The organism is Variovorax sp. PBL-E5 (assembly GCF_901827185.1).
Taxonomy (GTDB): Bacteria; Pseudomonadota; Gammaproteobacteria; order Burkholderiales; family Burkholderiaceae_C; genus Variovorax.
Genome location: NZ_LR594671.1, coordinates 1,549,845 through 1,561,719 on the forward strand (window position 1 = coordinate 1,549,845; position 11,875 = coordinate 1,561,719).

Annotated in this window: 10 protein-coding genes; 9 read left to right on the forward strand and 1 reads right to left on the reverse strand. The window is 66.5% G+C overall.

The genetic code is table 11. The annotated features are described in order from the left end of the window. The first annotated feature begins 14 nt into the window (after positions 1 to 14). The 9 genes from WDLP6_RS07585 to WDLP6_RS07625 are packed head-to-tail and all read left to right on the forward strand — an operon-like array spanning position 15 to position 10,266. Positions 15 to 2,015 carry an acetyl/propionyl/methylcrotonyl-CoA carboxylase subunit alpha gene (locus tag WDLP6_RS07585; protein WP_162591845.1) on the forward strand — a complete coding sequence of 667 codons (2,001 nt, stop codon included), beginning with the start codon at positions 15 to 17 and terminating at the stop codon, positions 2,013 to 2,015. Further along, a complete protein-coding gene (locus WDLP6_RS07590; protein ID WP_162591846.1) occupies positions 2,012 to 3,337 on the forward strand; it encodes an ABC transporter substrate-binding protein in 1,326 nt (441 codons plus the stop codon). Before WDLP6_RS07585 ends, WDLP6_RS07590 begins: the two co-directional genes overlap by 4 nt. Positions 3,338 to 3,373: 36 nt before the next feature. Beyond that, entirely contained in the window at positions 3,374 to 4,897 is a 1,524-nt protein-coding gene (locus tag WDLP6_RS07595) for an acyl-CoA carboxylase subunit beta (protein WP_162566453.1), read from the forward strand. Further along, a complete protein-coding gene (locus WDLP6_RS07600) occupies positions 4,891 to 5,757 on the forward strand; it encodes a branched-chain amino acid ABC transporter permease (RefSeq protein ID WP_162591847.1) in 867 nt (288 codons plus the stop codon). The genes WDLP6_RS07595 and WDLP6_RS07600 overlap by 7 nt, the downstream gene beginning before the upstream one ends. Next, the gene (locus WDLP6_RS07605; protein WP_162591848.1) at positions 5,754 to 6,806 is read left to right on the forward strand and encodes a branched-chain amino acid ABC transporter permease; all 1,053 of its coding nucleotides are present in this window, start codon (positions 5,754 to 5,756) and stop codon (positions 6,804 to 6,806) included. The genes WDLP6_RS07600 and WDLP6_RS07605 overlap by 4 nt, the downstream gene beginning before the upstream one ends. Then, positions 6,806 to 7,525, forward strand: a complete 720-nt coding sequence (locus tag WDLP6_RS07610; RefSeq protein ID WP_162595005.1) for an ABC transporter ATP-binding protein — start codon at positions 6,806 to 6,808, stop codon at positions 7,523 to 7,525. Before WDLP6_RS07605 ends, WDLP6_RS07610 begins: the two co-directional genes overlap by 1 nt. Next, positions 7,512 to 8,246 (forward strand): ABC transporter ATP-binding protein, encoded by a 735-nt coding sequence (locus tag WDLP6_RS07615; RefSeq protein ID WP_162591849.1) that lies wholly within the window; start codon positions 7,512 to 7,514, stop codon positions 8,244 to 8,246. The genes WDLP6_RS07610 and WDLP6_RS07615 overlap by 14 nt, the downstream gene beginning before the upstream one ends. Then, complete coding sequence (locus WDLP6_RS07620) at positions 8,243 to 9,769, forward strand: AMP-binding protein (protein WP_162591850.1); 1,527 nt, start codon at positions 8,243 to 8,245, stop codon at positions 9,767 to 9,769. The genes WDLP6_RS07615 and WDLP6_RS07620 overlap by 4 nt, the downstream gene beginning before the upstream one ends. Beyond that, complete coding sequence (locus WDLP6_RS07625) at positions 9,766 to 10,266, forward strand: flavin reductase family protein (protein WP_162566458.1); 501 nt, start codon at positions 9,766 to 9,768, stop codon at positions 10,264 to 10,266. The genes WDLP6_RS07620 and WDLP6_RS07625 overlap by 4 nt, the downstream gene beginning before the upstream one ends. Before the next feature lie 13 nt (positions 10,267 to 10,279). Here the strand turns inward: WDLP6_RS07625 and WDLP6_RS07630 are convergent, their stop codons facing one another. After that, a complete protein-coding gene (locus tag WDLP6_RS07630; RefSeq protein WP_162591851.1) occupies positions 10,280 to 11,860 on the reverse strand; it encodes a phenylacetate--CoA ligase family protein in 1,581 nt (526 codons plus the stop codon). Positions 11,861 to 11,875 lie beyond the last annotated feature (15 nt).

Genomic DNA, 11,875 nt, shown 5'->3' on the forward strand with positions numbered 1-11,875 from the left:
AAGGATTGAATTCGATGAGTTCGCCAACCCCCTTCAGCAAGATCCTGATCGCCAACCGCGGAGAGATCGCCTTGCGCATCATGCGGACCGCGCGGCAGCTCGGCTATCGCTGCGTCGCGGTGTATTCGCATGCCGACGCGGATGCACGTCATGTGCGCGAGGCAGACCAGGCGGTGTGCGTGGGCGATTCGCTGCCCGCTCAGTCCTATCTGAACATCCCCGCCCTGATCGACGCGGCCCGCCTGACCGGCGCGGACGCGGTGCATCCCGGCTACGGCTTCCTGGCCGAGAACGAGGCGTTCGCGCAGGCCTGCGTCGATGCCGGGCTGGTCTTCATCGGTCCGTCTGCGGAGGCGATCCGCGCGATGGGCAGCAAGGCCCGCGCCAAATTGCTGATGGAGCAGGCGGGCGTGCCTTGCATTCCGGGCTACCAGGGAGAGGATCAGAGCGAACGGCAGTTGATGGCCGAAGCGCAACGCGTCGGCTTCCCCGTCATGATCAAGGCCAGTGCGGGCGGTGGCGGACGAGGCATGCGGCTGGTGCAGACGCCGGGCGATTTCCCCGAGTTGCTGCGAAGCGCGCAGTCCGAAGCGAAGAATGCCTTCGGCGATGCCCAGGTCATTCTCGAGCGCGCCATCGTGCAGCCGCGCCACATCGAGATTCAGATCCTCGCCGACCGTTTCGGCCACGCCATTCATCTGGGCGAACGCGACTGTTCGGTGCAGCGCCGTCACCAGAAGCTCATCGAGGAAGCGCCTTCGCCCGCGGTCGATGCCGAACTGCGCCAGCGCATGGGGGAGGTGGCGGTCAAGGCAGTGCAGGCCATCCGTTACGAAGGCGCGGGCACGCTCGAGTTCCTGCTCGACCCGTCGGGCGCGTTCTACTTCATGGAGATGAACACGCGGCTTCAGGTGGAGCATCCGGTGACCGAGGCGATCACCGGTCTGGACCTGGTCGAACTGCAGCTTCGCATTGCCGCCGGCGAAGCGCTGCCGCTTTCGCAGGCGCAGGTGCAGTTCAAAGGTCACGCGATGGAGGTGCGGATCTGCACCGAGGATCCGTCGCGCGCCTTCATGCCGCAGAGCGGAACGATGTCGCTCTGGGAGCCCACACGGCGTTTGCGCGTCGATCACGCGCTGGCATCCGGATGTGCCATACCGCCTTTCTACGATTCGATGATCGCCAAGGTGGTCAGCCATGGCATCGACCGCGACGAGGCGCGCCGCAAGCTCGCCACCGGCCTGGAAGATTGCGTCGCACTGGGCGTGCAGACCAACAAGGCTTTTCTCGGCCGCTGTCTGACCCATCCGGTATTCGCGGCCGGGAGGGCGAGCACGGCCTTCATTGCCGAGCATCTGGATGCGCTGCTCGTGTCGACGGACGACGAACTGGCACGGGCGCAGGCGGTGGGTGCGCTGCTGATGCTGGAGACCAGCGCCGGCGCCTCGCGACGCGCCGGAACTCGCCAGCTCGGAAGTTCGCTTCCCATCGAGCTCCGCCTGGATTTCGGCGGCCGCGCGGCCGGCGCGCTTTTCCATGCGACAGGCGAGCACGCGTACGAGCTGCAGATCGATGGGCGCTCGCACAAGATGTCGGTCAACGAAATCGAAGAGCATTCGCTGCAGGTGCTCTGCGATGGCATCCTCGAGCGCGTCTTCTTTCATCGCGATGGCGCAAGGCTGCTGTTCGAGTATCGCGGTCAGGCGCACGAAGTGTTGGACGCCACGCGTGCCGCCACGATTCGCAAGGAAGATGAAGCGGGGACCGACGGTGGCTTGCGCGCCTCGATGAACGGGCGCGTGATCGCCGTGCTGGCCCAGGTGGGAGACAAGGTCCGGGCCGGCCAGCCGATCATCACCCTGGAGGCGATGAAGATGGAACACGCGCATGGCGCCCCTGTCGCGGGAACCGTCACGGCAGTGCACGCAGCCGTGGGGGATCATGTCCCGGCCCGGCGGATGCTGGCGGAAATCACCGCCGATGCGCCCGTCGTCTCGGCGAATGGCAGCCCGTGAATGCCTCGCCGCCCGAGTGCTTGCGCCATTCACGGCGCGGCGAAGCCAAGAAGAATAAGCAAGTGCCGAACGCGTCGTTGGTGAATGGTGTGGACTCGCCTACGCTTGTCCGTTTGGCCGGACGCAATGATTCAACACAGAAGGAGACGATGGTGAAGATACTTTCATGGCTCAGGCTTGTCGCGGTGTCCTGTCTCGCGCTCATCTTGGGGGGGGCGGGATTCGCCGCATTCGCTGCGGACGGTGTCATCAAGGTCGGCGGCCTGTTCGGCACCACGGGACCGCAGGCCAATTTCGGTGTTCCCTACAGCGAAGGGCTCAAGCTTGCCGCCAGCGAGATCAATGCCAAGGGCGGCGTGAAGGTGGGCGACAGGACCTACACCATCAGTGTCGTGCTGGCGGACACCAAGTCGGATCCCGCGCAGGCGATCGCAGAGGCGCAGCGCATGGCCGCCGATGGCGTGCGCATCTTCTTCTGCTGCAATCTCAGCGCCGAAGCCGTGCCCGTATTGAATGCCGCGCTGCCCCAGGGGGCCATCATGGTCAGTCCGAACGCGGCCGTCACCAAGCTCCTGGGAACGCCGGGAAAAGACCTGCTTTTCAAGGCCGGCAATATCGAGGTGGGAGATGACGGCTCGACAGCCATGTGGGTGCCCTTCGTCCTGGAGAAGGCCAAGCCGAAGACGGCCGCCATCATGGTGCCGAGCGACGAGGCCGGGCAGATCTATGCCGACGCCTATCGGCAGACACTGGAAGCCAAGGGTGTGAAGGTCGTCGCCGTCGAGCGCTATGACCACGGGGCCACCGATTTCTCGCCCCAGCTGACCAAGATCCGCGAGCGCAAGCCGGACGTGCTCTTCGCCGGCTATTCGGACGAAGTCCGGGGCATCTTCCGCCAGGCCGGCGAGCTGGGCGTCGACGCGATGTACGCCGGCACGGTCGGCGTGTCCGGTGCGGCCGGCGAGGGCCTGCCGGCTTTCGCCTATCCGGCATGGACGCGCTTTCTGGACAAGGGTCAATCGGATCGCAGAGTCCTGGCGTACATGGCCGCCTTGGAAAAGTCGGCGGGCAAACTGACGCCGAACAGCTTCTGGTCCATCACGCAGTACGACTGGCTCAACATGATCATCAGCGGCATGCAAAAGGCGGGCACGACCACCGATCTCGGCGCCGTCGCGAAGGTCCTCAAGGGGCAGCGGTACGCAGGCCTGGTGGATTGGAGCGTCGACGACAAGGGACTCGGTCGCCAGAGCATGGAAGGCGTGTATCTCGCTGGTGGCCAGGTCAAGGAAGTCCGTTCCATCAAGCTGCCCGGCCACTGAAACGATCGACGGCCAGCGTACCAACGGGGGAAATTCTTGAGAACCTGGGACGAGCATCTCGAGCGCCTGCGTGCTGCGCGCAGCGAGGCGAGCGCGACGACACCGGCGCAGATGCAGCGCGCGCAGGCGCGCGGCAGGATGCTCTGCCGGCAGCGCATCGGCTGTCTGCTGGATCCGGGTTCCTTCGATGAAGCCGGGCTGCTGACGAACAGCGTTCTTCCCGAGGTGGCCGCGCCCGCCGACGGGCTGGTCTGCGGTGTGGGCACGATCGATGGCCGCATCGTCTGCGTCGCTGCGGACGACGGCAGCGTGTTCGGCGGCGCACGGGGCATGGCGGCGGAGCGCAAGCTCAGGCAGCTGCGCTTGCGGGCGGCGCGCGACGGCCATCCGTTCATCTGGCTGCAGGAGGGCTCGGGCGCGCGCATCCAGGAACAGATGGGCGCGACCTTCGCCGGCGCCTTCGCGGATCCCTTCATCGATCAGGTGCAGAAGATGTCGGGCCGGGTGCCCACGATCGCTGCGCTTCTGGGCAATTGCTTCGGACAGCCCGCCTTCGTGGCCGCGCTCGCCGACTTCGTGGTGATGACGCCGACGGCCTTCGCGGGTGTCTCGGGTCCGCCGATCGTCGCGGCGGCGACCGGCGAGAACGTGTCGCCCGAGGAACTCGGCGGCCATCGCATGCATGCCGAGCAGACCGGGCTGGTGCATCACGTCGCCGCCGATGAACTCGCTGCGCTGGCCGCGATCCGCATCTACCTGTCCTACTTTCCCGATCACTGCCATCAACGTCCGCCGGCGCGCAATGCGGCCGCCGCTGGCGGTGATCAGCGGGACCTGCTGCAGATCGTTCCGAGTGACCTGAAGGCCGCTTACGACATGAGGCAGGTGATCCGAGTCCTGGTCGACCAGGACTCGGTCTTCGAGATCAAGCCCGCCTTCGGGCCTGCCGTGATCACCGCGTACGCGCGCATCGACGGGCTGCCCGTCGGACTGATCGCAAGCCAGCCGCTGCACGCGGGCGGCGCGCTCGATCCGGCGTCCTCGGACAAGATGGCCAGCTTCATCGCCGTGGCCGAATCCTTTCAGATGCCGCTGGTCTTCCTGCAGGACGTGCCGGGATTTCTGGTCGGCTCGGAGGTGGAGCGCCAGGGTCAGGTGGTGCGCGCGACCCACGTGCTTGCGGCGCTGGCGCGCAGCACAACGCCCAAGTTCACGGTGATTCTTCGCAAGGCCTATGGCCTGGCCTACATGGTCATGTGCGGCTATCCGGTCCATCCCCGATCGATCGTCGCATGGCCCACGGCCTCGATCAGCCAGATGGGTCCGGGCCCCGGCGTGAACGTGATCTTCCATCGGCAGATCGCCGCAGCGCAGGATCCGGACGCGACCCGGGCGCAGCTCGGCGAGGAATTCGAGAAATTGCTCGACCCCTATATTGCGGCGCGCCACGGCTACCTGGACGACATCATCGATCCGCGGGAAACCCGGACGCATCTGTCGAACGAGCTGGCGCGTGCCTACAGCGCATGGCGTCCGCGCCCCGGGAGCCGGCCATGCTGATCACGCTGTTCCAGCAACTCGTCAACGGCCTCATGAGCGGCACCCTCTACGCGCTGATGGCCGTCGGCCTGACGATGACCTTCGGCATCATGAACATCACGAACTTCGCCCACGGCGAGTTCCTCATGATCGGCGCATTCGCGACCTTCGCACTGGTCCAGGCCGGGATGCCCTTTGTTCCGGCTGTGCTCGTTGGTGCGCTGGCGGCCGCATTGCTGGGCGTCATCGTCGAGCGGCTGACCTTTCGCTACACGCTCGACGAGCCCATCAACGGCCTGGTGGTCTCGCTCGGCCTGATCGCGATTCTCCAGAACGGCATGGCAAGAGTCGTCGGTACCGAGTCCTACAATCTGGCGCCGCCCTTCGCGGGGACGGTCCAGATCGCCGGTGTCGTGCTGGCCGTCCAGCGCGTATGGACGATCGGCCTGGGCGCCCTGGTCATCTTCGCCGTCTGGCTGCTGCTGAAGAAGTCGAGCCTCGGCCGTTCGTTGCGAGCGCTGGCCGTCGACCGCACGGCGGCATCGCTGATGGGCGTGCGGACCGAGCGGATGTATTCGATCGCCTTCGGCCTGGGGTGTGGACTCGCCGGTGCGGCCGGCGGACTTCTGGCCGCGCTGTTTCCCGTCTCTCCGTTCATGGGCGCGGCACCGGTGGCCAAGGGATTCATCGTCATCGTCCTCGGCGGACTGGGCAGCGTGCCCGGCGCGATTGCCGGCGGGCTGCTGCTCGGCGTCGTCGAAGCCTTGGGCGCGGGCTATATCTCGTCGGCATTCCGCGACGGCTTCGGGTTCGTGATACTGATCCTGGTGCTCCTCATCAGACCCAAGGGGCTCTTCGGCGTGCTGGAGCGGCGCGCATGAGGACACACATGGCGCAGGGACTGCGATGGGCCCCCTGGCTGCTGCTCGGCGCGCTCGGCGCGTATCTGCTTGTGCAGGGCTCCGACTTCATCCTGCACCTGGGCATCGTCACGGCCATCTATGCAGTGCTCGCGATGTCGTTGAATCTCGCGTTCGGCTATACAGGCCTGTTCTCCATCGCCCATGCGTCGCTCTTCGGCATCGGCGCTTACGGCGCCGGGCTGGCCATGTCGCAGGCAGGCGTTCCGCTGGCCCCGGCGATCCTCTGCGGGGGGCTGGCCGCGGCCATGGTGGGCGCGGCGGTATCGGCCATCTTCTCTCGCCTGGAGGGACCGTATTTCGCGATCGGGACTTTCGCGTTGGGCGAACTCGTGAGGATCGTGCTCAACGAGTGGCGCGGGTTGACCGGCGGTCCGGCAGGATTGATGGTGCCGCGCCCGGCCGGCGCGCAGTGGATGACCTTCGGCCTGGACCTGGCGAATCGCCGCAGCTTCTTTGCGTTGGCGCTGCTGCTGATGGGCCTGACGGCGGCAGCGCTCGCACTGCTGCTGCGGTCGCGCCTGGGCGCAAGAATGATGCATGTGCGCGACGATCCCTATCTGGCGGCATCGCTCGGCGTCGGCGTCCTGCGGACCAAGATCGTGGCGTTCTTCATCAGCGGGCTGATCGCGGGTCTGGCGGGTGCCGTCTTCGGCGTCTACCTGCAGTTCATCGCGCCGTCTTCCTTCTCCGGGATGGAATCCGTCCGACTCGTGATGATGCTGGTCATCGGCGGCGCGGGAACCCTGTTCGGCCCGGTCGTTGGCGCTGCCATCATCGTCTTGCTGCCGCAAGCGCTGCGGATCAATCCGACGGACAGCCTGATCCTCACCGGCGTGATCCTCGTTGTCGTCGTCCTGTTCCTGCCCAAGGGCATCGTCGGCGCGCTGTCGCAGCGCGCCGATGCGGGGAGTGCGCGCCGGCGCGCCGAACGGTCGGCGCCGTGCGAACGCGCCGCCGGTCCTTCGCCGATCGCGCCATCGAGTGCGAAGAGAGTGGGAGCCGACTGATGGCGGTGCTGCTGGCCATTCGCGCGTTGTCGCAGAGCTTCGGCGGTGTACGGGCGCTCGACGACGTGACGTGGAACATCGAGCAGGGCTCGATCTCCGCGCTGATCGGTCCGAACGGCGCGGGCAAGACGACGCTCTTCAACTGCATCACCGGCTTCCTGAAGCCCTTACCGGGTTCAGCCGTGCAATACGGCGACGAAGACGTGACGGGTTGGGCGACGCATCGTCTTGCTCGCGCCGGCCTGGTGCGGACCTTCCAACACCCCAAGAGCTTTCTGGGCATGACGGTGCGCGAGAACGTGTTTGCTGCCGCGCGCGTGGCCGGGCGTCCCGATGAAACGGAGCTGGTGCTGGAGGCGGCCGGGCTGCTCGAGTTCGCCGATCGGCGAGCTTCCGAATGTCCTTATGGCGTGATTCGACGGCTCAACCTCGCCATGGCGATGGCGACCGACCCGAAGCTGATCATGCTCGACGAACCGACTGCCGGCCTCAACGACACCGAGCGGCGCGTGCTGGCGCGCAACATCGCGGCACTGCGGCAGCGGGGGTGCACGGTGGTTCTGGTGGAACACGATATGAACTTCGTCATGTCACTGGCCGACACCGTCACCGTGCTGGACGCGGGCCGCGTGCTGATGCACGGATCGCCGGCCGAAGTGACGGCGAATGAAGACGTGATCCGGATCTATCTGGGGCAGTTCGCCGATGCTGAGCACTGAACGTCTGACCGTCGCCTTCAGCGGCGCCACGGTTCTCGCTTCGCTGAACCTGCACGTGCAGGCGGGCGAGGTCGTGGCCATCATCGGCTCGAACGGTGCCGGCAAGACAACCACGCTGAATGCCATCTCGCGCATCGTGCCGGCCAGTGGCGACATCCTCTTTGGCGGCCGTTCCATCCTCGGGAGCACACCGCGCCAGGTCGTGGAAGCCGGCATCGTGCACGTGCCCGAAGGGCGGCGGATCTTCCCGAACCTGACGGTCCGGGAGAACCTGCTGATGGGCGCCGTCACCCGGCCGCGGACGGAGCATGCCGCGTCCATCGCGCGCATGGAGGAATTGTTCCCGGCATTGGCCAGGTACGCGGATCGGATGGCCGGCGGCCTGTCGGGCGGCGAGCAGCAGATGCTCGCGCTGGGCCGCGCGCTGATGGCCAAGCCGCGCCTGCTCATGCTCGATGAACCCTCGCTCGGTCTGTCGCCCGTCATGGTGCAGCGTGTCGCCGGGCTCATCCAGCGTTTGCGCGGCTCCGAGATGTCGATCCTGCTCGTCGAACAGAACGCGAGCCTCGCGCTCGCACTGTCGGATCGGGCCTATGTGCTGGAGCGCGGGCGTATCGTGATGAACGGACCTTCGAAAAGCCTGTTGCAGGACGACGCCGTGCGCAAGGTCTATCTCGGCCTGGGGGAGGCGAGCGAGCTGGCCGCCTCGACAGTCCCATGAATCTCTGGCAGGCCCTGGAAGCGAGCGCGGAAGGTGCGGACAGGCGCGTCTTCCTCGCGGGGTCGCTGGGCGGCGGCGCGACGCGCGCCGAGCTGCTCGCGATGGCGCGCAGGCTGATCGCGGCCTTTCGCCACTGGGGCGTGACAGCGGGGGATCGCGTGGCGGTCCTGGCCTCCGCTTCGAAGGAGCTGGTGGCCTGCCAATGGGCCTTGGCCGGGCTGGGCGCGATCCAGGTGCCCATCAATACCTCGTGGCGAGGGCTCTTGTTGGCCGATCTGCTGCGCGACACCGAGCCGCGGCTGATCGTGGCCAGCGTGGATCAAGCCGAGAAACTCGATGATCCGCACGTTCATGCCGGATGGCGTGCGCCCTTGCTGATGATCGGCGAGGCGGTCGCCGCACCGACGGCGGCACGGTATGCGTGGCAGGAGGCGTTGTCCTTCGCGCCGCAGGAGGCGGCTCCGGTGGCTTCGCATGCGCCCCTGGTCATCCTTTTCACGTCGGGCACCACGGGCCGCTCCAAGGGCGTGGTGCTCAGCCATCGCTGGGGTATCGACTATTCGCTGCGCGCAAACGCGGCGCTGGGGATCGAGCCGGGCGATCGTCATTACGGATTTCTGCCGCTGTTCCACATCGCCGGGCAGTATGCGCACGTGGTGGGCGCAGCGCTGGCCGGCGCTTCGGTGGCGTTGTGCGAACCCTTCCGTGCCAGCAGCTTCTGGCAGGAGGTCGAGACGCATGGCTGCACCGCCGCGGTCCTGATGTCGTCGATGGTCGCTGCCGTACGCGCCTCCTATCCGGCCACAGGGAGCCCGCTGCGCAAGCTGCACCTGATTCCGCTGCCACCGGATTTCGTCGCGCTGGGGAAGAAGTTCGCCTGCCACATTTCCACCAACTACGGGTCCACCGAGGCCAGCATTCCGCTCATGAACCGATCGCCAACAGATGCTCGATCCTGCGGGACGCTGTGCGAGGGCTACGAGGCGCGCATCGTGGACGAATGGGACCAGGCATTGCCCGACGGCACGGCCGGCGAACTGGTCCTGCGGCCCGCGCAGCCCTGGACCGTGATGTCCGAATACTGGGGCCGGCCGGAGGCGACCAGCGCGGCATGGCGCAACGGCTGGTTGCACACCGGCGACATCTTCGTCAGGCGCGCCGATCAGCATTTCGAATTCGTGGACCGTGCCAAGGATGCGATTCGACGCAAGGGAGAGAACATCTCGACCTTCGAACTCGAAATGCTCGCATGCCTCCATCCCGAGGTGGAAGAAGCCGCGGCCGTCGGGATCGACACGGACGCGCAAGACCAGGAGGTTGCACTCTTCTATGTGAGCAAGTCGCCTTCGCCGCTGGCGCCCTCCCGGCTCGTCGAACACCTCGAGGCGGTGGCGCCGCGCTTCATGGTGCCTCGCTATCTCTGTGCGATGGCGTCGCTGCCGAGAACAGACACCGGCAAGGTGCAGAAGGCCCAACTCAGAGGCGTCGGGCCGGCGTCGCTCTGGGATCGGAGAGAGCGATGACCGAATCCACCACATCCATCAGCGCGAAGCTCAAGAACGCCGCCGCCCGATTCGCTTCCGGCGTGACCGTGGTGCTGTCGGGGCGTACCGGCTGCGTGCACGGCGTGACCGTGAGCGCATTCAACTGCGTGTCGCTGGATCCGCCGCTGGTGCTGGTCTGCGTGAACGAGCACAGCAAGATTGCCCGACTGATCGAAGAGACCCGAGCGTTCACTGTCAACGTTCTTTCCGAGGAACAGATCGACTTGAGCCATGGCTTCGCCAAGGCCGGCCGCGAACCGGTGCATGCGTTGGCCGAGCCGCATCAGTTCGGAAGCACCGGGGTGCCGATCCTGGCCGGCGCGGTATCGCATTTCGAATGCGAGGTCAGTTCCTGCCAGCGTGCAGGCGACCATGCGATCTTCCTGGGCCGCGTGGTGGATGCCGGCGCCAGCGATCTGCGGCCGCTGGTGTATTTCAACCGGAGCTACGCGGGACTGGTGCATCCGGCGGCATGAGCCGCACGCAGGTTCAGGGCTCGCGCCGCCGCTGGTCGACCAGCCACGAGAATTTCAAGCCGCGCCCGAGCAAGTCGTCGAGCGTGACGAGCTCGACGAGCGGCGTCAGTTCGCTGACACGCTTGGTCAATCGGGCGACGCGCTGCAACATCTCTTCGGATCGGACATCGGCATCGGCCGGCGCGCAGCGCACCACCAGTTCATCGGGCGATGCGCTGTCCGACGGATCGCGATGGCGGATCAGCAATTGGACCTCGGCCACGCCGGCATCGCGCAGCAACTGTTCCCGCAGGTCCTCCAGATTCACGGTCGCGCCCCGGATCTTGAATTCCACCGTACCCATGATCGCGCGCTGCGCGGCCAGGTCCGCGACCCGGCCGACGCGCAGCAGCCGCGGGCCTTGTACGCCGCAATGTGGGCAACGCTCGTGCGTCATGACCGCCGAGTCGCCAAGAAGAAAGCCGGCCAGCACGGTACCCGCGCCGTCGAGGGGGAACTGCACGAGCAGGCCTTCCTCGCCATCCGGAAGAAAAGTCCAGTGGCCGTCCTCCTCGACCCGCACGATGCGGCATGCCACCAGATCCGGCGCCGCGGAGTGGTAGCCGCTGCCTTCGACGCACTCGTACCAGAGATGGAAGCGCGATTCGGATGCGCCATAGCCGCCGGTGATCCGCACGTCCTGGGCGCCTGCGTTCAGCAGCAGCGTGCGGACTTCGGTGCGGCAGGCCGGTGTCACCGGCTCGCCACCCAGGGTGATGGCGATTCTGCGCGGCATCGGAAAACGCCCTGCCTGCGCCTGTTCCACCAGCGCGGGCACGAAGCGATTGCGGAAATAGCTCGGGATCCCGGCATAGACATTGACGCCGTATTGCAACGCAAGCTCCGCCATCCGTTCGGTCGGCAGGATGCCGGCGCCGCTGAGGCCGATGTGCGTGTGGGCAATGGCCTCGAAACCCCAGGTCGTCATCCAGAAGCCCATGTGAGGCGCCTGGGGGTAGAGCGTCGCGGACACCACCGTTTCCTCGAGTGCATGCAGATGGTCCACCATCGCAGCATGCAGGCGCCGGGTGGCGATCTCGAAGAGCTGCCGATCGAGGCGCGTGTGTTTCACGGCGACCGGCACGCCGCTGCTGCCCCCGGACAGGAACACGCCGCTGATGCCGAACACGGCCTGAAAGATTTGCGCGGCCGTCTCCGCCGGCTTGTCGCGGAACACAGCCGGCACGCCTTGTTCGACATGAAGGCGCTGCCATGACCGGATCGGTACGACGGCTGGCAAGGCCCCGATCTGCTCGACGAACTGCCGATAGCTCGCGACCGCGGCGTCAGGTTCTCCGGCCGCCGTACCGAGTTCGAACGCATCGCCATCATCGCGAAAGGCATCCTTGCGAACCAGCGGCAGGCCCAGGCGTTGCCAGCAATCGATGCCCTCGATATCCTCTGCGCGCACGCCATGGCGCTCGAACAGCGCCAGGTAGTAGCGGCTGCGGCGCAGCATCGAACCCGCATACGCACGGAACTTGCGGTCTTGAAAATCATGCAGCGCTTCGCGCGTGCCGTCGCGCAGCTGTTGCGGTGTCAGCAGACGCGGCATGTCGATCGGGCCCGA